Here is a 21911-nt window from a genome sequence, read left to right on the forward strand (position 1 = left end):
GGTGTGCTTCAGGAGGTTTTCGGGTGGAAACCGCGAGGCCGCAAGCCCGCGTGAAGCCACTCTACCAGCGACACGACATCGTAGACAGGAACGCCAAAGGTCTTCTCGATTGCCTTCGAATAGGGAGGAAGATTGGCGCATTCGCTGACCAGGGCGCCTATCGACGGCGTTTCGGCGAGCATGCGCTCCACAGTCTCCAGAGCGTCGCGCTCCTGTGCCGCATAGGAGACCCGGGAGGCGTTGTTGCGCATGTTGGCGCGGATCGGCCCGTCAAAGGCGAGCTCGCCGAGTGGAAGGCCGACAGGAGCACCGATATTTATGAAATGCTTGTCCGTGATGGACTTGCGGTCCGAAACGATTACCCCGACAGTCTTGTCTGCCGGCAATGTCTGCAGCACGAGTGGAATCTGCATCAGACTGGACGAGGCAACCGGCACTCCGCTATAGGCGCGCAATTGCGGATGTACCATCGCCAGGAACCCGCAACTGGTGGCGATGCCGTCCACACCCAATTCGGTCAGCCGGTCGATCGCGTCGTAAAAAGCTGGCAATGCCTTTTCAGGGGCGCCCTCGATCACATCCTGTGGGCGCACGCCGGTAACCACGTGATACTGTACCGGGAAACGCCAAGTCAGAGCATTGGCGACATCACCCGGAAGGCGCTCGAAACCGGTGTCGAGCACGACAATACCGATAGGCGCGCCGTGGACTGGACGGCGGCGGCCCGGGCGATCAACAGTTTGCTCGACATTTATGACAGGTTGCATCGGTAAGGCCCTGCTGGTCAGGCGTCGTCGCCGATGGGCTTCGGACAGGCTTCGCGGTCGGCGCTCACTCCCTCCCACCGCGCCACCTTGCCGCTGTCGATGCCGAACAGGTCGAGCGCACGGCCGATGCTGTGGTCTACCATCTCTTCAAGCGAGCGCGGCCTGGCGTAGAACGCGGGAACGGGCGGCATGATGATCGCACCCATTTCGGCGAGCGCGGTCATTGTCCGAAGGTGCCCGAGATGCAGAGGAGTCTCGCGCAGCATCAGAACGAGCTTACGGCGTTCCTTCAACACTACGTCTGCGGCACGGCTCATGAGGCTGGAGGTGACGCCGGAGGCGATCTCGGACATCGTCCTGACGGAACAGGGCGCGATCAGCATACCGAGCGTCCGGAAGGATCCGCTGGAAATCGAGGCGCCGATGTTTTGAACGTTGTGGAAGACGCTGGCCCGTTCGGCGATCTCCGCCGGACGCATGCCAAGTTCCTGGGAAAGCGTCAGATGCGCCGACCGCGTCACTATCAGATGGGTTTCGACGCCAGCGGCACCGAGCTGGTCGAGTGCCCTGACACCATAGACGGCGCCGGAAGCGCCGCTGATGCCGACGATGATGCGGGGAGGCGGTAGCTCGCCCGTGCCGCCCTTCCAGGATGAAGCCGATCTGCTCACGCGTTTTCAAACCAGTCAGCGAGATCGACCTTGTCAGCAAGCCGGATCTTCTTGCGTTCGAATTCAGCCTTGCGGTGGAAAGGCTTGGTGGCGTCGACGAGCAGGCGCCCCCAATGATCCTTGGCTTCGTCTCGGTAGAAGGAAGGCGTATCGGGAATGATGATCATATCCTTGTCCGGGCGGCACCGGGTCAAGGTCGCCCACATCACGTCGTCCATGCTGTAGATGTCCACATCCTCGTCGACGACGGTGACCACCTTGGCCCAGATCGGCTCGGCGCCGATGGTGGCGAGCATGACCTGGCGGGCGTGGCCCTCGAACTGCTGGTCGACCTTGATCACGGCATGATTGACAAATGGCTGGCAGGTGACATCTAGAATGCCGGGCAGCGCCGCGCTCAATCGCTGGAAGATGTTGGCGGACACCGAGAGTTCCAGCGTCAGCACCTCTTCGGCCGAGCCGCACAGGATGCTGTGGAAAATGGCGTCGCGCCGCACCGTCACCCCCAAAACCTCGAACACGGCATTCGGGCCCTCGGGGACGTAGTAACCCATGAATTCGCCGAAAGGGCCTTCAGGCCGGCGTTCGTTTGGCAGGAAGCGGCCCTCGATGACGATTTCGGTGTCGGCGGGAACCTCAAGGTCGATATATTTGCACTTGCGCATGGCGATGGGGCTGCCCTTCAGCCGCGCCGCGACCTCGAGTTCATCCACGTCATAGGGCAGCGGAGCCGCGGCGGTGAGGAAGGATGTCGCCGGCGCGCCGATTAACATCGCCGCCTCCAGCGGCTTGCCCATTTTCTCGGCCTTCTCATGATAGATGGTGAGGTGATGGCGCGGCGCCAGGCGGCAGCGCAGCTCGCTGTCGCTCACATACATCGAGCGGTGATAGGACAGGTTGCCGATCCCCGTCTCGGGATCCTTGGCGATGAACATGGCCGAGGTGAAATAGGGCGCAGCGTCGCGATCGGAGTAGGTGATGAGCGGCAGTTCAGACAGCTTGCATTCGGTCAGTTCCGGGTCCTCGACCTTGACGAAGGGTTCGCCGACGCCTGCCGAGCCGAGATTGGCAAGATTGCTCCATTGGCGACAGAAATCGGTGGAATCGATGCCGATCACCTCCGCCAAGCGCTCGCGCGAGCCATAGACATTGGTAATGACGGGAAAGCGTGTGCCCTTGACCTTGGTGAAAAGGATCGGCTTGCCCCAGCGCTTCTGGGCCACATGGGTGACGGCAGCCAGTTCATGGAACGGGTCGATCTCCTTGTCCACAACAAGCAGGTCGCCTCGTTCACGCAAGCGGGCAACGTAATCTCTCATCGGATTCTCCTGGACGCCGCAGCACTGCGCTGCTGCGTGGTGCCGCGGTTTGGTGTAGCTTCATGCGAACTGCGCAACCGGTAACGGTCACCCGGATAGAGGAAGCGGCTGCGGGTCACGGGCACGCCTTCGCGCCACGTGCGGCGATCGAGTAGAAGGCAGGGCTGGTTGCCATCGATCTCAAGGGCGCGCCTGCTTTCTTCGTCGGCCCGGATCGCCCGGATCGTGTTGTCGACATAGGTCACTTCGGTTTCCCGCAGGAGGTAGGCGTGAGGCGTGATGCGGCTGAAGTCCTGCTTCAGGTAGTCGGGAGCTTCCGCCGGGTTGACGAAGCGATCCTCGATCTGGATGGGCGTCCCGTCCTCCTTGTGAAGCAGGCGTGAATGGCAGACCGGGCCGTCGTAGGGCAGGGGCAGCATGCCGGCGAACGGACTTTCGGGAGGCACAAGGCCGAGAAAGAGCACGTCGCTGGTATGCACGCCGCCACTGAGGGCGATTTCCTCCGAAACGTCGGGCAAATCAAATATGGCGCACTGCATCCGTGGGCCAACGACGAAAGTGCCGCGGCCCTGGATGCGAACGAGCATGCCTTCCGACTGAAGCTCCCGCAGGGCCCTGCGCACGGTCAGGGAGGAGGCGCCGAATTCCTCGGCAAGAAATTCTTCGGAAGGCACCCGGAAATCAGCGGGCCATTCGTCTCCGCGTATGCGCTTTTCGATGGCCGTCTTGATCTGCTCGTAAAGGGGCTGCGAGTTTTGAAGTTCGTTCGCCATCCTCTCGCTCCCATTGTAATATCATATGTTGGGCGGATTGATACGACGAGTTTGGGCGGATTGTCCAGCGTCATTTAATTCGCGTTGATCATGGCGAGGCTGGAATCAGCGGCAAATTTGCCGGAAATTTGCGAAATCTGAGGCCATTGGGGAAACGATGTCGCTTCGCCAAGTTGCAAATCCTGCCCGCTTGACAACGGCTACCAGTCGCTTACCCTATCATATAACTAGAAATATAATATATGAATTTGAAATACCTCTTGGCGTGGGAAGGTAGGGAATGAGCAGCGGTATCGTTCGACACGACGAGAACAATCGCATGAGCCTTGCCGTGGAGGCGGGTGGCTTCGTCTTTCTGGCTGGCCTAACCGCGGTCGAGACGCGCGGCGGTACCGTCACCGCACAGACGAAAGAGATACTTCAGAGGATCGATCATCACCTCGCCCAAGCAGGCACCAGCAAAGCGAATCTCGTCAGTGCGCAGATCTGGCTGGCCGACACCGCTACGTTCAACGAGCTCAATACGGTGTGGGAGGCATGGGTCGCCGATGTCGGCAAGCCCGTCCGCGCCTGCGTGGAGTCACGCTTGGCAGACCCTGCTCTTACCGTGGAAATCATGGTCACGGCCTTGCGGTGAGCGGTCAGCCATTATTGATGGATGAGATGTCTTTCGCGCGGCGTGCCTGCCAAGGTCCTTGATGATCCAGCGGTCGAACGATGTGACTTTCTCTGCAGAAGACAGTGACGCGGCGGCCTGATGGAAGCGATATCCACACGCGACTGGGACGTGATTGTTGTCGGCGGGGGCATCGTCGGGTGCTCCGCGGCATATTATGCCGCCAGGAATGGAATGCGTGTCCTGCTTGTGGAGCGAGACGCACCTGGGTCGGCGCAATCCGGCCGCAACCTCGGCTTTGTCCGTCAGCAGAACCGCGACTTTCGAGAGCTTGCATTGATGATCGGCGCCCTGTCGATATGGGAAGGGCTCGAAGCGGAACTGGGGTGCCGGGTAGGGTGGCGGCAGGGCGGGAACCTGTCGCTGGCGTTCAGCGAGGCGGATCTTGTTTCCCGGCGTGCCTGGCAGAAGCGTGCGGCCGAAGAATTTGGCCTCGACACGCGGATGCTGTCGGGAACGGAAACCTACGCGCTGGTGCCTCAGCTGGCGACCGATTGCGGCTTGGTCGGAGCGATGTACACACCCAGTGACGGGAAGGCCGAGCCTGCTCGAGCGACCCGCGCATTTTTTGAAGCGGCGCTCAGAGCCGGAGCAGCATTCGCTTTCGGTGAGCCGGTCACGCGCATCGAAACCAGCGCTGGAAAAGTCTCCGGTGTTCAGATCCGCGATCGGCTTTACCGCGCGGACACGATGATCATCGCCGCGGGAGCCGGGAGTGCCGCCCTGTTGAGGAAGGCGGGACTGGATCTGCCTCAGGAGTTCATCCGGGCGACGGTCGCAAGAACGGTGGCGAGGTCCGAACCGCGCATAACGGCCTGCGTCTCGGGTCAACATACCGGCATCCGGCAGGATCTGAACGGAGCCTATGTTATATCTGTCGCGGGAGGTGAATACGACCTGCGGCTCGATTCCTGGCGTCATATGCGATGGTACGAGGCCACACGAAGGTCCAATCCCGATGCGGCACGGATAAATTATCTCGCGCCGATCAAGCGGCTCTTTCCCTCGCGGGCGCACTTGCCTGTCGCCGACTTTCCGCCCAGCCGTGACAACCCGCGTCCGGAATTCTTTCGCGTGGAGCAGGCGAGCCGAGAGTTTTCCCGGCTCTTCAAGACCTTGGCCGATCTGCGGATCGAGACCTGCTGGGCGGGGATCATCGACACAATGCCGGATGTCATTCCGGTCCTGGGTCCCGTCGAAGGCGTATCAGGCATGCTCGTTGGAACAGGGTTCAGCGGTCACGGCTTCGGGCCGGGGCCGATGGCCGGAAAGGTCCTCTCGGATCTCGTCGCGGGCCGGCGCTCGCCCGTCGACATTTCGGCCTTGTCGCCAATGCGCTTCGTAAAAAACTGGATATCGTCGAAGGCAATATAAACACTGCGGAACAGGGTGTTTGGCGGTGGACTCTCTCGCCGCAACTTGTTGCGGGCTCGCGCCTAACTGGGTCTTGGTCTCAATCTGATGATAGGCGCTTCAGCCGCCTCAAATGGTGACGATTGCTAATCCGACAGCTCAGCCGGGCAGACCTGAAGGGTGGTCGCCAGGAGTAGTAGCCACGCAGCCAGGAAGTGGAGCGTTCCGCTTCCTGGACTTTCCGTTCACCCCGGGACTACGGAGCCATCTCTGGACGCGGTGATCTCGATCTCGACCCGCGCGCCGGACGCAGGAATCTGGCAGATGAGAAAGGTGCTTGTAGGTCTGATGTCGCCAAAGACCTCACCAAGAACCGGTACGACGGCCGATGCCGCCTCGGCATCCGTAACGAAGACGCGGCTGACGACGGCATCGGCCAGGCTCGATCCCGCCTGGCGAAGAGTATCGTTGATCGACGACAGGGCATTGCGTGCCTGCTGGGCCGGGTCCTCGGGAAACTCGTTTGTGACTGGATCGCGTCCAGTCGTGCCCGAAACGTGGATGATCCTGCCGTCGATGACGGCTTTTGCGTAACCGGCGATGGCTTCGGACGCGGCCCCGGAAAAGATTCGATTGCGCATGAAAATTCCTGCCTCTGGTTGAGTGATGCTGCCCATGGGAGGGAGCGTGACCCTTGCGCGACCTGACAGGACGTCCAAAATCAGATCGGCCCGGCCGGTTGCGCCCTATTTGCCCTCAGGCGGTCGGTTCACCAAGCACCGGAATTGGGCATCGACGCCCAAGGCTCCGCCGGCGGTAGCGGCGTACCTTTCTGCATCAGTTCGATCGAAATGAGGTCGGGCGATCGGACAAACGCCATGCGACCATCTCGCGGCGGCCGGCTCAGCGTAACGCCGCCCTTCACCAGCCGATCGCAGACCGCGTAGATGTCGTCCACTTCCAGGCCCAGGTGCCCGAAGTTCCGGGCCGATCCATAGTCCTCGATATCCCAATTGTAGGTGAGCTCGATCTGTGGCGCGTTGCCTCCGAGGACCTCGATATCGTTGGGGGCGCAGAGGAAGACCAAAGTGTAGCGGCCTTTTTCGTTCTCCATGCGCTTCACTTCGACAAGCCCGAGCTTGTGCACGTAAAAGTCCAGGGCAGCATCCAGATCGCGCACCCGCACCATGCTGTGGTTGAACTTCATCGTATCCTCCGCGATTGATCGGCCTGGGACATTGCTATACGTACAGGCAGTCAATTTCCATATCAAAAATCATCGTTAATAATATTTTTGACGGGCGATTGCTCAATGAGTGGCCTTGATGGTCGTCATGCTATTGATTTCACTGCCATTACCCAGCGCTTGAGCGGTGATGCAAGGGAGCGTCTTGGTGTCCGTGGCTCGGGAACGGGATCCCGGCAAGTGGCGGGGGACGCGTTCTCCATCGACAAATTCGGGTGCTATCTTGATTGAAGAGATATATTAAGATAGTAGAAAAAATATTATTTTCAGGGAGGAGCGCGTGTCGACACTTGAGGTGATTGGCCGGGTCATCATTGGCGGGTTTTTCCTGATTGCCGGCGCGCGGCACTTCCTGCATTTCAAACAGCGGATCATGGTGGTGAAAACCAGCTATGGCTGGCTTTTGCCGGCACCGATCATGGCTGCCGGGTTTGCGGCTCAGGCCGCAGCGGGCCTGGCGCTGATCGGCGGATACTGGATAGTGCCGGCAGTCGTTGTGCTGATCGCCTTCCTCGTGGTGGCGACCCCGCTCTACCACAATATGTTCATGTATAGCGGGCCGGAACGGGACCGACATTTTTACATGATCCTGATCAATTTCTCGCTCGCGGCAGCACTGCTGCTCATAGCGGCTGACGCTGTCCGAGCATGACCTAAGGGCGCGAAGCGGTTTCAGACTCATTGCCTATCTCTTCGATTTGGAGTTCGAGATCGCTCCGACCCGAAATCATCCGGCTGCAGGCGCGTCGGCTGACGCGGCAATCTGCCCGCCTCGAATGGGAAAACGTAGGAGACAGGCCGATGGCAGAGACCGACGGAGCGTGCGACGTTCTGGTTGCGGGATCCGGCTCGGCCGGCCTGGCGGCGGCGCTTCGCACGTCCGCTGCGGGTCTATCCACCATCATTGTCGAACGTGCCGGTCTCATCGGTGGAACGACGGCGATTTCCGGAGCCGCCATCTGGATTCCGGCGAACCACCACGCCGCCGTCGCCGGTCTAGCGGACGACCGGGAGCGTGCCCTCACTTACATCCGGGCCGTGGCTCCCGAGGGCTGGAGAGAGACCGAAGACGCGCTCTGGCGGAGCTTTGTGGATGAGGCCCCGAACATGCTGGCTTTCCTCGAAAAAGAGACCCCCCTGCGCTTCTCGTTGATCAAGGAAGCCGATCCCTATCTCGAAAAGACAGGGGCTGTGCGGATGGGGCGGATGCTTTCGCCCCGGATACTGCGAAGGAAGCTGGCCGGGCCATATGCCCGAATCCTGCAGCCCCCCAGCCTTCCGCATGTATTCACTTTCCAGGAGATGCTTGAACTCGACCCATTCCACCATCCGGTCGAAGCCGCCTTCAAGAGGTTGCCGCATCTGTTCTGGCGCTGGCTGACCGGCGCCAAGGGGATGGGAACCGCCCTCGTCACAGGCCTGCTCAGAGGCTGCCTTGATCATGGCTGCCGCATCGCGCTAGAAACCCGCGCGATCGCCCCGATTGTCGAGACCGGACGTGTAAGGGGACTGGTGGTCGAGGCGGAGGGGCGGAAACGGAATATTCTGGCCCGCAAGGGGGTGGTCCTGGCCACCGGTGGATTTGAATGGGACGCTGAATGGCGGGAAAAGCATTTTCCCGGACATTGCGATTTCCTGGGAAGCCCGTCGAGAAATGACGGCGACGCCCATCGCATCGCTGTCGAGGCTGGCGCGGAACTCGCACACATGGATCAGGCGAACATCACCGGAGGTCTGCCGCTGGATGCGTCACGTCGCCCATTCGGCATCAGCTCCTTCTTTCATCAGGAGCCCAACGCGATCGTTGTGAACCGCCACGGCCGGCGTTTTGTCAACGAATACCGCTTCAACCTCGGGGAAGTCATAGATGAACGCGATCCCTCCACCGGACAGCCGGCTCATCTGCCAGCTTGGCTGGTCAGCGATCAGGCGTTCCTTGAGAACTTGCCCATCGTGCGGCACTTTGCAGCGCGAAATCCGGGTTGGACCAGGAAGGCGCAAACGATCGCGGCGCTAGCCGAAGCGACTAGACTGCCAGCCGATGAACTCGCACGAACGATCGAGCGTTTCAACGCGTCCTGTGCGTCCGGCGTTGATGAACAATTTCATCGCGAGAATGTGGCATCGGGCGCGACGAAGGCGAGGCCCGGGAAAAGCCGACTGTCACCGATCCAAAAGGCTCCCTTCATCGCAATTCCGTTCAACCGAACCATCGTCTCGACCAAGGGTGGACCTCGAACCGACGCAGGCGGCCGCGTGCTCAGACCAGCCGGAAGCTTGGTGGAGGGGCTCTATTGCGCCGGCGCAGCGATGGCCAACCCATTCGGCACATGGGCGGTGGGAGCCGGCACCACGCTGGGACCCAACATGACGTGGGGCTATATCTGCGCGAACTCCATCATCTTCGCGAACGACTGAGCCGTTCGAAGGGTGCCTGAAAGGGCGCGCAATCCATTAAACCCGCGCTCCTTGAAGGGTGAGCCGGCAAGCGCGGCACCGGCTGGGCCGCTTTGGCGAGGCCATCGCCACGGGTGGCAGACGCCGCCTTGGCCGGCTGCGCTTGTTCCGGGCCTCGTCGCGGGTCGTGACCTCAACGGGAAGCGGGAAGGGCGCGTCAAAAGCGGCGTCCGCGTCCTTGGATTGACGTATGGCAGGCTCAAATGATGCGCGAAAGAAATGCGCGCGTCCGCTCATGACTGGGGTCGCCGAAAATCAACTTCGGCGGCCCTTCTTCAACGACCATGCCGCCGTCCATGAACACGACCTTGTCCGCCACCTCTTCGGCAAAGCGCATCTCGTGGGTGACAACGATCATCGTCATGCCGTCGGCGGCAAGCGAACGCATGACGTCGAGGACCTCGCCGACGAGTTCGGGATCCAGCGCGCTCGTCGGTTCATCGAAAAGCATGAGCTTGGGCTTCATCGCCAAGGCACGCGCGATTGCTACCCGCTGCTGCTGTCCGCCTGAAAGCTGATCCGGATACGCGTCGAGCCTGTCGCGCAGCCCGACCCGCTCGAGGAGTGCGATCGCCTCGTCGATGACCTCTTTCCTGGCACGCTTTTGAACCAGGATGGGAGCCTCGATCACATTTTGCAGCGCGGTCATATGGGCAAACAGATTGAAGCGCTGGAAGACCATTCCGATGTTGGATCGTCTGACGGAGATTTCCCTTTCTTTAAGTTCGTAAAGTCGATCTCCCCTACGGCAGTATCCCACCAGGTCGCCATCCACATAGAGTGCGCCGGAATCGATCTTCTCCAAATGATTGATACACCTGAGCAAGGTCGACTTGCCTGAACCGGAAGGGCCGATCAGGCATACGACCTCTCCGAGTTCGACATCGAAATCAATTCCCTTGAGAACTTGAAGGGCGCCAAAGCTCTTGCCCACCTGAACGGCGGAAACCATGGGCATTGTCATTTCGAATTCCTTATGGCTGAGCCGCCGAACATCCGTCTCGACCACGACACCGTCGCCGCGCGTTCTCCCCGGGCAAATCGTTTCTCTAGCCGTCCCTGCAACGCGGTCATCACAGAGGTTATAGCGAGGTACCAAACACAGGCGACGAGCAGCAGCGGGATGGTCTGGAAGGTACGGGACGAGATCGTCTGGACCGAATAGAGGAGATCGGACAGCGCGATGACGCTCACCAGCGATGTCATCTTCAGCATCCCGATCGTCTCATTGCCGGTCGGCGGCACGATCACTCGTAGTGCCTGCGGGAGAACGATCCGCCTCAGAATTTGTCCCGGCCTCATTCCCAGTGCTCGAGCAGCCTCCTGCTGCCCCTGATCCACAGACATGATGCCAGCGCGGACGATCTCCGCCATATACGCGCCCTCATTGAGCCCGAGGCCGAGCAAAGCGGCGGAATAGGGTGTAATCAGATCGTTGGCCGAACCCCTGAAGAAAGTCGGGCCGAAGGGTATTCCGATGACAATCTCTGGTATCAGAAATGCGAGATTGTACCAGAAAATGAGCTGCACAAGGATCGGCGTTCCGCGGAAGAACCAGAGATAAAGTCCTGCCGGAACGCTTAGAAAGGGGTTCTCCGAGATCCGCATAACCGCGAGGATGACGCTCAAAGCGGATCCGATGCACATTGCGGCAACGGTCAGCCAGAGTGTTAGTCCCAGTCCCTGCAGGACGACCGGTGCAAACAGGTTCGCGAACACCACCTCCCATTCAAAGTTGGGGTTGGTGGCGATTCCATGAACCAGCCATATCGCCGCCGCCGCCATGACCGCCGCGGCGATCCATCTGCCCGGATTGCGGACGGGAACGACCGTCAGCTTGTGGTCGGAGGCAAGATTGCGTTGCAGCCGCTTCGGCTCCGCCTGGTCGAGCGGCGTCTCAGGTACGAGACCGTCGAGCTTTCGTGCTTGCATGGCTTCCAACATTTCCTCCTATGCGCCGTTGTCTTGCAAGAAGATTCGGCGCTGTCTCGAAGTCCAGACGGCTGGCCCAGCGGTTCTTTCCGGCTCGATTCCCGATTGGGCGATCGGAGCCGGAAAGCTGTGATGCCAAGGCAATGATGGAAGCTTATGCCTTGGCTATTTCGGATATCAATTGGCTGTCGCGCCCTTGGAGACCAGATTGATGCCGGGCGTCTTCAGCTTCAGAGCCGCGATATCCCACTTATCAAAGATGCGGTCATAGACGCCCTCGTCCATCAGCGCCTTCGTTCCGGCCAACAGCGCATCGGCCAGTTCCGTGTTGTCCTTCTTCACGATGAAGCCGTCGATCTGCTTCGGCATCACATCTAGCACGATAAGCTTCACCGGCTTAGACGACTGTTTCTTGATATAGGCGGCGGCGGAAGCATCGTTGACCAAGAAATCGACGCGACCCGAAAGCAAAGCCAGGATAGTGGCATCTGCAGAAGCGAATTCGTTCGTGGTGATCGGCGGCTTGCCGTTCTTTACGCAGAGAGGCGAAAGCAACTCCGTGACGCTCTGGACAAATGTCGTGCCCTTCTGTTCGCCGCTTTTCAGGCCGCATAGGCTCAGCGGATCCTTGGTTATCGGACTGTCCTCACGCGTAAAGATGCCGTTGATGGAAATCGACAGATCAACGAACGTCACCTGTTTTTCACGCTCGACCGTGTCGGAGATGCACTCCATCGCGGTGTCGTAGCGACCGCTCTGGACGCCTGGTATCAGGCCGTCGAAGTTGATCGATTCCGCCTTGACCTGCACCCCGAGCTTCTTTGCCAAGGCATTCCAAAGGTCCGGCTCCCAGCCGACCATCGTGACATTATCCTCCGCAAAGCTCTCGCACGGAGGATAGTGCGCGTCGGTCGCCAGCTTGATAATTCCGGAATCCTGAATGCTCTTGGGCAGCATCGCGTGCAGGGCCGGGTCGGTCTTGACCGAGGCGGTAATCGCATCATCGGCAAACGCTGTCGTCGGTCTGCCGAGCACGAGGGTGGCAATGGCCAGGAGGCCGATCGAAGCTGCAAATATCACTTTCTTCATTTTACTTCCCCTTTGCTGGTGAGGTTGGGAGGGTTCGACCCCCTTGTGCTGATCACCCTTTCTGCTGAGGGTGCTCCTGCCGGTCGGGAATCGATTCCGTGGACCGGCCAATTTGCGCGCGTCAGCCTGGATGGCTCAGGCGCGTCCCGATCGTCGTTTTCTCAAGTCGGTCAGCGAATAGCGCGTGTGGATGGCTTCGGGGTCGAGGGCGAGCTCGATCAGCGCGGGCTTGCCGGAGGCTATCGCGCGTTCGAACGCCGGAGCGAAATCTTCGGTCGTCTGCACCCGCTCGGCATGAGCGCTGTAAGCTTTGGCAAGCATGCAGAAGTCAGGATTTACCAGGCTGGTCCCGTTGACACGGCCATCGAGCCTGCTTTCCTCGTGGATACGGATGGTCCCGTACATGTTGTTGTTGAAAAGCAGGATAATGACGTTGGCGCCGTATTGAACGGCGGTCGCAAGCTCTTCTCCGCACATCTGATAACAGCCGTCGCCGACGAAATTGACGACAATCCGCTCCGGGTAAAGCAGCTTCGCCGAGATGGCCGCCGGAAGGCTATAGCCCATCGAGCCGCTGATCGGACCAAGCTGCGTATGCAGCTTATAATGGGCGAAATATCTCTGACTCCAGGTCGCGTAAGCGCCCACGCCGTTCGTCACGATCGCATCATCGGGCAACCGGTTCCGAAGCCATTTCATTATGTTCGGCAAGTCGATCGGACCCGGACACGGTCCCGGCGTCGTTTCCATCTCGAAGGTTTTGCGCAGCCGGCGTACCCATTCCGCTCTCGCGGCGCGGTCGACCGAAGGCAGCCCGGCGAGCGCGGCGGCGAACGCGTCATTTTCGGCAAGTATTGCGAGATCAACCTGAAAGACCCGGTTCAATTCTTCGAGGCTGCTCGTCACATGGACGAATTTCTGCTTGGGCACGGGAATATCGAAGAGTGTGAAGCCCTCCATATATCCGGCCCCTATCGTGTTCACATCGCTGAGCGCGTCGTTGACCATGATGACGAGATCGGTGTCCCTGATGTGCGAAAGAAGAGCCGGGTTGGAGCCGATGCCGATCTCTCCGGCATAGCATTCCAGCCGATGGTCGATGATATCCCGGCGGCGGAAGGTGGTGACGACAGGCACACGGCAATTTTCGGCAAACCGCTGGATGTCGTCGCGCGCCTGCTCGGTCCAACCGGAGCCGCCGACGATGATGACTGGCCGCTCCGCATCGGAGAGCATATCGCGGACCTTCGCCATGTCGGCCGGGGCGGGTGTCCCGACGGAGGTCCGCGTGTAGGGCTTTCCTGCCGCAACGACGCATTCCTCCTCGAGCACGTCTTCCGGCACGACAAGGACGACCGGACCCATCCGGCCGGTCATGGCCGTGTGATAGGCGCGCTGGATGAATTCCGGGATGCGTTTCGGATCATCTATCTGCGCCACCCATTTCGTCATGGGCGCGAACATCGTGCGGAAGTCGTAAGACATGAACGCTTCGCGCTCCATCAACCCCCGCTTCACTTGGCCCACCACCAGGATCATCGGCGTGGAATCCTGGTAGGCCGTGTGCACGCCGTTCACGGCGTTAGTGGCGCCGGGACTGCGTGTGACAAATGCGACACCGGGCGTTCCGGTCAGCTTGCCGTAGGCCTCGGCCATCTGAGCAGCGCCGTTTTCGTGGCGGCAGGTGATTGTGCGGATTTCCGGATGGCGGCACGCCAGCGCATCCAGCACGGAAAGAAAGCTCTCGCCGGGGACGTGATAGACGAGCTCGACCCCGTTGAGCCTGAGTTCGTCAGCGAGGATCTCGCTGCCCTTCCGCTTCATCATCTTTGCACTCACTTCCTAGCCCGACTCCGATCTGTCCGGTGGCCTTCAACCGATGACAAAGGGGTTCTCGATTTCCTTGGCCGTCGATAGCCACACCGCCTTCGTCTGGAGGTATTCGCGAATGCCCTCCACGCCGTTTTCGCGCCCCAGACCGCTCTTCTTGTAGCCGCCGAACGGCGTCGTATAAGAGATGTCGCGATAAGTGTTGATCCAGACGCTGCCCGCCTCGAGCTGTTCGGACATGCGCAGCGCACGCTTCATGTCTGAGGTCCAGACGCCGGCCGCCAGGCCGAACTCGCTATCGTTGGCGATCGCCACCGCTTCTTCCTGGTCGTCGAACACGATCGTCGAAAGGACCGGGCCGAACACTTCCTCGCGGGCGATCCGCATATCGTTTTTGACGCCGGTGAATATGGTTGGCTCGATGAAGTAGCCTGCTTCGCATTCGGCAAGCTCGGGCCGTTTGCCTCCCAACACGAGGCTTGCTCCCTCCTGCCTGGCAATATCGATGTAACCCAGCACCCTGTCGTACTGCATGGCGTTGGCAATCGGGCCGATCTGGGTCTCCACCCTGCGCGGATCGCCTACCCGGGCCGCGCCGCTAAAGGCGGAAAGCTTCTCGACGAACTGATCGTGAATACGCCTTTGCACGAGCAGGCGCGAACCGGCGATGCAAGTCTGTCCTGTCGCCCCGAAAATGCCGCCGACGACGCCGCGCACCGCGTTGTCCAGGTCGGCATCGTCGAACACGATGTTTGGCGATTTGCCGCCCAGTTCGAGACTGACTCGCTTCACATCGCGTGCGGCAAGCGAATACAGATGCGCTCCAGTTACGGTCGAGCCCGTGAAGCCAACGTGTCGCGTCAATGGATGTGTAACGAGCGGCTCGCCAATTTCCTTGCCGAACCCGGTCACGACGTTGATCACGCCAGGCGGGAAGCCAGCCAGCTCGACCAACTCCATAAGCTTCAGGGCAGTGGCAGACGTGTGCTCCGCCGGCTTCATGACGATGGTGTTGCCCGCTGCTAGAGCGGGCGCTGCCTTGAGCGAGAAAAGCAGCAACGGTGCGTTCCATGGAACGATGCCGACGCAAACCCCCAAAGGCTCCGGACGAGAATAGCTTAGCGCCGGCTTGTCGCAGGGATGGACAACGCCTTCGATTTTGTCGGCGAGGCCGGCATAGTAGTAGTACCATTTGGGAATATAGCGGATTTGATGCCGCATTTCCGCGAGCAGGCGGCCATTGTCGCGCACCTCTATTTCCGCGAGCGCGTCGGCATGTTCTTCGATCAGGCTGCCAAGCCGATGAATAATTTTTCCGCGCTCGGAAGGATGCATGGATCGCCAGGGGCCTTCTCTGAAAGCACGGTCCGCGGTCCGAATGGCTCGATCGGCGTCCGTGGAATTTCCTCTCGGCACCAGCGCCCATGGCTTGGCCGTGAAGGGATCCACCGTTTCGAAATACTCGCCTGATGCCGGCTCGACCCACTCGCCGCCGATATACATCTTCATCTTGCTGAGCTCGCCCGCCATCCCGTTCTCCTGCTTTGCTGGTCCAGTGCCTCGCCAGACGCCCCTGGAATTGGAGATCGGCGAGACCACTTTAGGCATCTTTTCCGGCTTATAATGATATCATTTTATAGAGGAAACACTCATGCTTTCCGCTTGTCAAGAGCGAGGAATCGGGAAAAGAGTGGCCGGTGGCTGATTGGATAGGCTCGAAAATGATATTACTTAAGGGGTCTATCCGAGGCTCGGCTTGAATAACTCGCTAGCCGCGGCATGTCGGATCAAGGCTATCGTCGAGGACCGCAGCCTTTAGAGGGCGTTCAGCTGATTGTCAGGTGCCATCCAAAGCGATCTCCCGCCGCGTGCAATTCGGTGTCTCAGCGCCGACGGTCCGCCGTAGGTTCCACGAAATCGCAAGGCCTTTGTCCCGGTCCCTATGCAATGGGAATGCGCATGCAGTTCGGCGTCTTTGAGCTGCCCGACGTTCCAACGGGGGGAGAGGTATTGTGGGAGGTGCGACTGATGCCATTCGCAGGCTGCCGTTATGGCTGTTGCTCCGAGCCCTCGCACTTTGCCGATACAACAGTGCATGTGGTTTGCGCGGACAACGTCGGATGCCCGCTAGCGCGGCAACAACCGGGAGACCCTGGACCGTGAGGCGAAGAAGCTGCGGCCGCGATGGCGACACCGAACGATGGCCGGCCATCACCAGAGACGCGACATCGCGGATGGGCGGAGGTCTGAAATACCTGCCCAACGTGCGGGAAACCGGTTGACCTGCGCGATTCTTTGTCCGCGGCGAGGAGGTGTGTGCTGACGTGCGACCCTCAACGAGGACGACATGGCAGGTGAAGCGGCAAACAGGCGACGGACGGCAGCATGACCTTAGGGTAGCACGTAGCCCAGCCTCGAGCTGATCTTCGACGCAAATTCCCTAACGGTGGGCGCGAGGTCGCGCGAAACGTCGTCCTGCCTGCCGGAGATAGCCGCGACATCCAGGGCCGCGATCACTTCTCCTATCGCGTTGCGGACGGGCGCCGCCACACCGATCGAGCCCAGATCCATCTCTTGGTCGGAAATCGCGTAGCCTCTCTCACGCGCGTCGCGAAACAACCGGCGAAGCTGCGCCTTGCTGGTGACCGTCATTGGCGTGAGTTTAACTAGCCGCTCATGCGCGAGGTATTTGTCGATCGTCCTGTCATCCCTGCCGGAGAGCAGAACGCGACCCATAGCAGAGCAATAGGAAGGCACACCGCCGGAGAAGGGCGAATCGTAGCGAACGGCGCGATTGACGACGCATTTGGCAACGATTTTCAGCATCAGATCCTGATTGAGGATCCCGAGCATGACCGTTTCGCCGCATCGATCGCGCAGGTCGCGCATGATCGGCTCCGCAAGACCGATCAATTCGGCATCCGGTCCGCTCGCCCAACCAGGGCCGTTGCGATAGGCGGCGTTGAGGAAATAGCGGTCCGCATCATCACGTGCTGCATAGCCCTTTGCGATCAGGGTTGTCAGGAGCCCATGCGCGCTGCTCATCGGATAACTCAGTTCCTGCGCGATCTCTTTGAGCGAAAGCGGCGCACGTGCCCTGCCCAACAGTTCGAGGACATCGAGAATCCGTGCAGCACTCTTCACGATGTTATTCATATATGTGAATTTGTTTCGTATTGATGAATTTCAATTGTGCGGTTTCTAATGCGTTCAGCATCAGCCGCGCAAGTGAATTTGAAGGTCGGAACTCGCCAGTGCCCATGAAGTTTGACAAGTTCCCAAGCGATAGTTCCGATTGCCCGTCCGGGCCGGATGGCATTTCCATGGAACTCATCATGAATTCCCTCGGCGGCATCAGCGAGGAAATGGCCGATGCGCTTGTACGCTCCAGTAGATCTCCCAACATCAAGGAGCGCCGCGACTGCTCCTGCTGTCTTTATACCGCGCAGGGCGAGATCGTCGCGCAGGCTGAGCATATTCCGATCCATCTCGGCGTGATGGCGGGCGCGCTACGTTTCATCCTCAAAGACTTCCGTCGCGAAGCTATGCGCGAAGGCGACGTCTTCATGCTCAACGATCCGTATTACGGGGCGAACCATCTGCCTGACTTCATCATAGCCGGTCCCTTGTATGTTGGCGGGATCCTTGTCGGATTCGCCGCCAGCATGGCCCATCACACCGATGTCGGCGGCATGGCGCCGCGCAGCATGCCGGCCAATGCCACGGAGATCTTCCAGGAAGGCCTGCGTATTCCGCCGATCCAGTTGGCGGAAGCCGGGCGGATGGATGAGGCAGTCGAGCGCATCATCGTCGCCAACTCCCGATTGCCGGAGGAGCGCCGCGCCGATCTTCGCGCCCAGATAGCCACCATCGCCGTCGCCCAGAACCGGCTACGCGAGATGGGTACGCTTTACACGCCAGACGACATCATTTTCACCATGAACGATGTCCTCGATCGTTCCGAAGCGGCGCTACGCGAAGCCATCGGCGCTTTGCCTTCGCACGCTTTCAGCGGTGCGGCTTTGGCTGACTTCGGTGGCACGGCAATCCCCATTCAGGTCGCGGTCGAACGGAAAGGCGACCTTTTGGGTATCGATTTCGCCGGCACCGGAGGCCAGACGCCAAGCCCGTTCAATTCATCCATGGCGGCGACACTCGCCTGCGTCTACATGGCGGTCCGTATCACGGTCGCCAATGGCCTGCCGGTCAATGCTGGGCTGTACCGGGCGCTGGATATTCGCGTGCCGGCCGGCTCGATCCTCAATCCGGATTATCCGGCTGCGATCTCCGCCGCGGCGCAAGTGTCGTATCACACTTTCGAAGCGCTGATGGCGGCATTGGCTGCGCTCTACCCCAATCAGGTGATCGCCGGCAGTGGCGGCGGCGGCGTGTTTTCTTTCGGCGGCGAACTGCCTGAGAACGGCCGGCTCTTCGCCTATGGCGAGGCGCTCGGCGGCGGATCGGGAGCCAGCGCATTTGCTGATGGCGAAAGCGGCATGATCCCGCCTATCGCCAATCTGCACGACACGCCGGTGGAAGCTCTGGAAATGAGCCTGCCTGTGCGCATCGAGCGGTATGAACTGGTCGAAGGTTCTGGAGGAGCCGGACAGTTTCGCGGCGGCTTCGGCTTACGTCGCGCCTTCCGCATGCTCACCGACGTGCGCTGCTCGTTTCAAGTCAGTATGCCGACCAACGGCCCGACGGGCCTTGCAGGCGGCGGGGCGGGACGACAGACGGATATCACCGTTGCCGAACTCTCCGGTGCGACCCGGCGCGTTGACCGCTTTTCCGAGATTCTTGCCCCTGTGGGCAGCCTGATCACCGTAGAAACGGCGGGAGGTGGCGGCTATGGCGATGCTGCCAGGCGCGAGGAGCGAGCGCGGCGGAGCGACGAGCGGCTGTGCTACGGCTTTTCCGTCAAAAACCGGGGAGCTTCGGCGTGAGTGGATTGATCGCTAGCGCCGATGTTGGTGGCACGTTCATCGATGTCGTGGTGACGGATACGCAGGCTCACGTGACCCGCATCGCAAAGGTTCTACATCGCAAAGGCAGTCAAGGCCCCGATATCGTCGGCGCGGTCGATACGCTCTCGCGCGGCATGGGCCACGGCATCGAGGCGGTGAAGATGCTGGTGGTCGGAACTACTGTCGTCACCAACGCCTTGCTCGAAGCACGGTTGGCGCGCACCGCGCTGGTCACGACAGAAGGCTTTCGCGACGTCATGGAAATCGCCCGTATGCATCGCCCGTCCTCCTACGATCTCCACAAGCGCCGCCCGCCGGTGGTGATCGAGAGGGACTGCCGCCATGAAGTTGCGGAGCGTCTCGACCATCGGGGCCATGTGCTGACTGCGGTCGATCCGGCGCAACTCCAGGATCTGGTCGCCGCGATCAAGGCGCAGCAAGTCGAAGCGGTTGCGGTTTCGCTGCTCTATTCCTTCCTCGATCCGAGCCATGAGCGCGAGGTCGCGGAAGCCCTGTCGGTGCTGGGCGTGCCGATTTCGCTGTCGTCGGATGTGCTTCCGGTATTCCGCGAATACGAGCGCACAATGGCGACGTCGCTTAACGCTGCCACGATCCCGGTCATGGGCGAATTTTTGGACGGGCTGACGCGCGTTGAGGCGCAAAGCGTCGGCCGTACCTTCGTGATGGGGTCAGGCGGCGGTTCGATGACATTCGCCGAGGCGCAGCGCTTTCCTATCAAATGTGCCATGTCCGGCCCGGCAGGCGGGGCAGTGGGCGCCCAGGCCTTCGCGCGTTTCCATGATCTGCCGAGGCTGCTTACAATCGATGTGGGCGGCACCAGCACTGACATCGCCATGCTGCGCGACGGCCGCATTTCTACTACCAACGAACGAAGCATCGGTGGCTACCCGGTGGCCGTCCCCTCAGCGGAAATCGAGACCATTGGCGCCGGCGGCGGCTCGTTAGCCTTGGTGGATCGCGCCGGTCGGCTGCGCGTCGGCCCGGAAAGCGCCGGATCGACCCCCGGCCCCGTCAGCTACTGTCGCGGCGGCAGGCAGCCAACCGTGACGGACGCCCATTTGGCCCTGCATCGGCTCGGCGAGAAGAGCATGCTGGACGGCGAGTTTCCGCTCGACCGACAAGCGGCCATCGCTGCCATCGAGACGGAGATAGCCGGTCCGTTGCAGGTCACATGGCAGCGCGCCGCCCATGGCATTCTGGAACTGGCCAACGCCAACATGGCGCAGGCCGTGCGGATGATGTCGGTCGGGCGTGGCATCGATCCGCGTATCTCTTGCCTGCTCGCCTTTGGCGGAGCGGGCGCGTTGCATGCCGTCGATGTGGCGCGGCGGCTCGAGATTCCCCGCGTCATGGTGCCTTTCTATTGCGGGGTCTTCTCCGCGTTCGGCATCCTGTCGGTCGAGGCTAGCTATGATCTCCAGCGCACATGGTGGCGCGCGCTGGATGCCGTCACTCTCGCCGATTTGCAGGCGGTCACCGCCGACATGCAGGAACAACTTACCGCCCGCGCTCGCGCGGACCATGACAGTACGGCCGATCCGCATCATGTCTGGACGGTCGACATGCGCTATATCGGCCAGTCCTACGCGCTGGCGGTGGAGTTAAGGGAGATTACCACCGATGGTCTTGCGGTAAGCCGTCAGGCCTTCCTGCGCGAACATAGGGCGCGCTACGGTCATGCCTCCGAGACCGATGCCGTTGAGATCATCAACCTGCATCTCACGACCATCGTTCCCGGCGCCCAGGCGCGCGATTTTCAGCCGCCGGCGGGGCCTACCGGCGCTCCCATCCCGCGCGGTACGCGCGACGTCTGGTTTTCCGAGGAAGCGGCGACCTCGTGCCGCGTTTTCGCCCGCAACGACTTGCCCGACAAATGGGCGGACATAGGCCCTCTCATCATCGAGCAACTGGATTCCGTGACTGTGATCGGTCCCGGAGATGCGATCGAGGTCATGCCTCGGTCGCGAGCCTTGTCGATCACACTGAGAAGATAACAATATCCTTCAGTTGGAGAACGTAATGACCAAGAAACTCTTTTCCTTCCTACTTCGGGGCGCGCTCGCGCTGATGCTTTCGGGTACCTGCATCGCGGCGCCCGCATTCGCAGACGAGGCCCTTGCCAAACTGTCGGTTGGCGCCGATCCAGACTTCCGCCCGATCTCCTTCATGGGTCCCGACGGCGCACTCCAGGGCTATGATGTCGACTTCGCGACGGCACTCGCCAAGCATATGGGCGTGCCGCTCAATTATGAGGGCATGGCCTGGGACGGCATCATTCCGGCGCTCCAGGCGGACAAGATCAACGCCATCACCAACATCGCGATCACCGACGCCCGCAAGGCTGTAGTGGACTTCTCGCAGCCGATCATGAAGCAGTCGATCATCGCGGTGGTCAAGGCTGACTCGCCGAACCAGTCCGTCAGCCCTGATGACCTGAAGAAAGCGAAGATCGGCGTGATGACAGGCACCTCCGCCGCCGAAGCGCTCGCGGCCATGCCAGACTTATCGCCGACGACTTACAACACAGTGATCGACGCCTATAACGACCTGCTTCTAGGCCGCATCGACGTCGTAGCTGTCGAAAGCGTCAACGGCAGCTATCTGGTGGAAAGCCAATTCAAGGGCAAGCTCGTCGTCACGTCCGAGCCGCTCACCTCGTCGGTCACGCTCAACGGCGTCGCCCTGCGCAAGGGATCGGACAAGCCGCTTGCCCAGGTCAACGAGGCTATCAACAAGATGAAGGCGGATGGGACTCTAAAGGACATCTCCAGGAAGTGGTTCGGCAACGATACGAACGTGCCTGAATAGCCAAG

At 60.6% G+C, this 21911-nt stretch carries 19 protein-coding genes; 7 read left to right on the plus strand and 12 right to left on the minus strand.

Annotated features, from left to right (window positions below; translation table 11 throughout):
- Positions 1-8: 8 nt before the first annotated feature.
- From FJ546_RS20635 to FJ546_RS20650, 4 genes are read right to left on the minus strand one after another with little or no spacing between them, the layout of a single operon-like run.
- Positions 9-767, minus strand: a complete 759-nt coding sequence (locus FJ546_RS20635; RefSeq protein ID WP_140891004.1) for an aspartate/glutamate racemase family protein — start codon at positions 765-767, stop codon at positions 9-11.
- 17 nt (positions 768-784) lie between these two features.
- Complete coding sequence (locus FJ546_RS20640; protein ID WP_140891005.1) at positions 785-1438, minus strand: UbiX family flavin prenyltransferase; 654 nt, start codon at positions 1436-1438, stop codon at positions 785-787.
- The gene (locus FJ546_RS20645) at positions 1435-2757 is read right to left on the minus strand and encodes a UbiD family decarboxylase (RefSeq protein ID WP_140891006.1); all 1323 of its coding nucleotides are present in this window, start codon (positions 2755-2757) and stop codon (positions 1435-1437) included. Before FJ546_RS20645 ends, FJ546_RS20640 begins: the two co-directional genes overlap by 4 nt.
- On the minus strand, positions 2754-3530 hold the full coding sequence (locus FJ546_RS20650) for a UTRA domain-containing protein (RefSeq protein WP_140891007.1): 777 nt from the start codon (positions 3528-3530) through the stop codon (positions 2754-2756). Before FJ546_RS20650 ends, FJ546_RS20645 begins: the two co-directional genes overlap by 4 nt.
- Positions 3531-3810: 280 nt before the next feature.
- Here FJ546_RS20650 and FJ546_RS20655 point away from each other — a divergent pair, with 280 nt between their 5' ends.
- Both FJ546_RS20655 and FJ546_RS20660 read left to right on the plus strand, forming a co-directional pair.
- The gene (locus FJ546_RS20655) at positions 3811-4167 is read left to right on the plus strand and encodes a RidA family protein (protein WP_246686897.1); all 357 of its coding nucleotides are present in this window, start codon (positions 3811-3813) and stop codon (positions 4165-4167) included.
- Positions 4168-4287: 120 nt separating this feature from the next.
- Positions 4288-5580, plus strand: coding sequence for an FAD-binding oxidoreductase (locus tag FJ546_RS20660; protein ID WP_140891008.1), 1293 nt, complete (start codon positions 4288-4290; stop codon positions 5578-5580).
- A 224-nt stretch (positions 5581-5804) separates the two neighbouring features.
- Here the strand turns inward: FJ546_RS20660 and FJ546_RS20665 are convergent, their stop codons facing one another.
- Together FJ546_RS20665 and FJ546_RS20670 are read right to left on the minus strand one after the other, a co-directional pair.
- Positions 5805-6200, minus strand: coding sequence for a Rid family hydrolase (locus tag FJ546_RS20665; protein ID WP_140891032.1), 396 nt, complete (start codon positions 6198-6200; stop codon positions 5805-5807).
- A 128-nt stretch (positions 6201-6328) separates the two neighbouring features.
- Positions 6329-6766: a VOC family protein gene (locus FJ546_RS20670; protein WP_140891009.1), complete on the minus strand. Its 438-nt coding sequence runs from the start codon at positions 6764-6766 to the stop codon at positions 6329-6331.
- Positions 6767-7085: 319 nt separating this feature from the next.
- Here FJ546_RS20670 and FJ546_RS20675 point away from each other — a divergent pair, with 319 nt between their 5' ends.
- A complete protein-coding gene (locus tag FJ546_RS20675; protein ID WP_181168018.1) occupies positions 7086-7457 on the plus strand; it encodes a DoxX family membrane protein in 372 nt (123 codons plus the stop codon).
- A 149-nt stretch (positions 7458-7606) separates the two neighbouring features.
- Positions 7607-9223, plus strand: coding sequence for an FAD-dependent oxidoreductase (locus tag FJ546_RS20680; RefSeq protein WP_140891011.1), 1617 nt, complete (start codon positions 7607-7609; stop codon positions 9221-9223).
- Between the two features lie 238 nt (positions 9224-9461).
- Here FJ546_RS20680 and FJ546_RS20685 read toward each other — a convergent pair whose 3' ends face one another.
- The 6 genes from FJ546_RS20685 to FJ546_RS20710 all read right to left on the minus strand — a co-directional run bounded on the left by FJ546_RS20685 (position 9462) and on the right by FJ546_RS20710 (position 17269).
- Positions 9462-10226: an amino acid ABC transporter ATP-binding protein gene (locus FJ546_RS20685; protein WP_140891012.1), complete on the minus strand. Its 765-nt coding sequence runs from the start codon at positions 10224-10226 to the stop codon at positions 9462-9464.
- Positions 10223-11206, minus strand: a complete 984-nt coding sequence (locus FJ546_RS20690; RefSeq protein WP_246686899.1) for an amino acid ABC transporter permease — start codon at positions 11204-11206, stop codon at positions 10223-10225. Before FJ546_RS20690 ends, FJ546_RS20685 begins: the two co-directional genes overlap by 4 nt.
- 165 nt (positions 11207-11371) lie before the next feature.
- Positions 11372-12283, minus strand: coding sequence for an ABC transporter substrate-binding protein (locus tag FJ546_RS20695; protein WP_140891013.1), 912 nt, complete (start codon positions 12281-12283; stop codon positions 11372-11374).
- A gap of 135 nt (positions 12284-12418) precedes the next feature.
- Complete coding sequence (locus tag FJ546_RS20700) at positions 12419-14107, minus strand: thiamine pyrophosphate-binding protein (protein WP_140891034.1); 1689 nt, start codon at positions 14105-14107, stop codon at positions 12419-12421.
- A gap of 48 nt (positions 14108-14155) precedes the next feature.
- The gene (locus tag FJ546_RS20705) at positions 14156-15643 is read right to left on the minus strand and encodes an aldehyde dehydrogenase (RefSeq protein WP_140891014.1); all 1488 of its coding nucleotides are present in this window, start codon (positions 15641-15643) and stop codon (positions 14156-14158) included.
- A gap of 861 nt (positions 15644-16504) precedes the next feature.
- A complete protein-coding gene (locus FJ546_RS20710; protein ID WP_140891015.1) occupies positions 16505-17269 on the minus strand; it encodes an IclR family transcriptional regulator in 765 nt (254 codons plus the stop codon).
- Between the two features lie 167 nt (positions 17270-17436).
- On the opposite strand from FJ546_RS20710, the gene FJ546_RS20715 reads away from it, so the two are divergent.
- Genes FJ546_RS20715 through FJ546_RS20725 form a run of 3 tightly spaced genes read left to right on the plus strand, consistent with a single transcriptional unit; the run spans position 17437 to position 21906 of the window.
- Positions 17437-19056: a hydantoinase B/oxoprolinase family protein gene (locus FJ546_RS20715; RefSeq protein ID WP_181168019.1), complete on the plus strand. Its 1620-nt coding sequence runs from the start codon at positions 17437-17439 to the stop codon at positions 19054-19056.
- Positions 19053-21092: a hydantoinase/oxoprolinase family protein gene (locus FJ546_RS20720; protein WP_181168020.1), complete on the plus strand. Its 2040-nt coding sequence runs from the start codon at positions 19053-19055 to the stop codon at positions 21090-21092. Before FJ546_RS20715 ends, FJ546_RS20720 begins: the two co-directional genes overlap by 4 nt.
- Positions 21093-21117: 25 nt before the next feature.
- Positions 21118-21906: an ABC transporter substrate-binding protein gene (locus FJ546_RS20725; protein ID WP_140891018.1), complete on the plus strand. Its 789-nt coding sequence runs from the start codon at positions 21118-21120 to the stop codon at positions 21904-21906.
- Positions 21907-21911: the final 5 nt, after the last annotated feature.

The organism is Mesorhizobium sp. B2-4-19, from assembly GCF_006441315.1.
In the GTDB taxonomy this organism is placed as follows: domain Bacteria; phylum Pseudomonadota; class Alphaproteobacteria; order Rhizobiales; family Rhizobiaceae; genus Mesorhizobium.

Excerpts from the sequence above, each read along its gene's own strand:
- FJ546_RS20635 (WP_140891004.1), bottom strand. The coding sequence starts at position 767 with ATGCAACCTGTCATAAATGTCGAGCAAACTGTTGATCGCCCGGGCCGC.
- FJ546_RS20645 (WP_140891006.1), bottom strand. The coding sequence starts at position 2,757 with ATGAGAGATTACGTTGCCCGCTTGCGTGAACGAGGCGACCTGCTTGTT.
- FJ546_RS20650 (WP_140891007.1), bottom strand. The coding sequence starts at position 3,530 with ATGGCGAACGAACTTCAAAACTCGCAGCCCCTTTACGAGCAGATCAAG.
- FJ546_RS20655 (WP_246686897.1), top strand. The coding sequence starts at position 3,811 with ATGAGCAGCGGTATCGTTCGACACGACGAGAACAATCGCATGAGCCTT.
- FJ546_RS20660 (WP_140891008.1), top strand. The coding sequence starts at position 4,288 with ATGGAAGCGATATCCACACGCGACTGGGACGTGATTGTTGTCGGCGGG.
- FJ546_RS20665 (WP_140891032.1), bottom strand. The coding sequence starts at position 6,200 with ATGCGCAATCGAATCTTTTCCGGGGCCGCGTCCGAAGCCATCGCCGGT.
- FJ546_RS20670 (WP_140891009.1), bottom strand. The coding sequence starts at position 6,766 with ATGAAGTTCAACCACAGCATGGTGCGGGTGCGCGATCTGGATGCTGCC.
- FJ546_RS20680 (WP_140891011.1), top strand. The coding sequence starts at position 7,607 with ATGGCAGAGACCGACGGAGCGTGCGACGTTCTGGTTGCGGGATCCGGC.
- FJ546_RS20685 (WP_140891012.1), bottom strand. The coding sequence starts at position 10,226 with ATGACAATGCCCATGGTTTCCGCCGTTCAGGTGGGCAAGAGCTTTGGC.
- FJ546_RS20690 (WP_246686899.1), bottom strand. The coding sequence starts at position 11,206 with ATGTTGGAAGCCATGCAAGCACGAAAGCTCGACGGTCTCGTACCTGAG.
- FJ546_RS20695 (WP_140891013.1), bottom strand. The coding sequence starts at position 12,283 with ATGAAGAAAGTGATATTTGCAGCTTCGATCGGCCTCCTGGCCATTGCC.
- FJ546_RS20700 (WP_140891034.1), bottom strand. The coding sequence starts at position 14,107 with ATGAAGCGGAAGGGCAGCGAGATCCTCGCTGACGAACTCAGGCTCAAC.
- FJ546_RS20705 (WP_140891014.1), bottom strand. The coding sequence starts at position 15,643 with ATGGCGGGCGAGCTCAGCAAGATGAAGATGTATATCGGCGGCGAGTGG.
- FJ546_RS20710 (WP_140891015.1), bottom strand. The coding sequence starts at position 17,269 with ATGAATAACATCGTGAAGAGTGCTGCACGGATTCTCGATGTCCTCGAA.
- FJ546_RS20715 (WP_181168019.1), top strand. The coding sequence starts at position 17,437 with ATGGAACTCATCATGAATTCCCTCGGCGGCATCAGCGAGGAAATGGCC.
- FJ546_RS20725 (WP_140891018.1), top strand. The coding sequence starts at position 21,118 with ATGACCAAGAAACTCTTTTCCTTCCTACTTCGGGGCGCGCTCGCGCTG.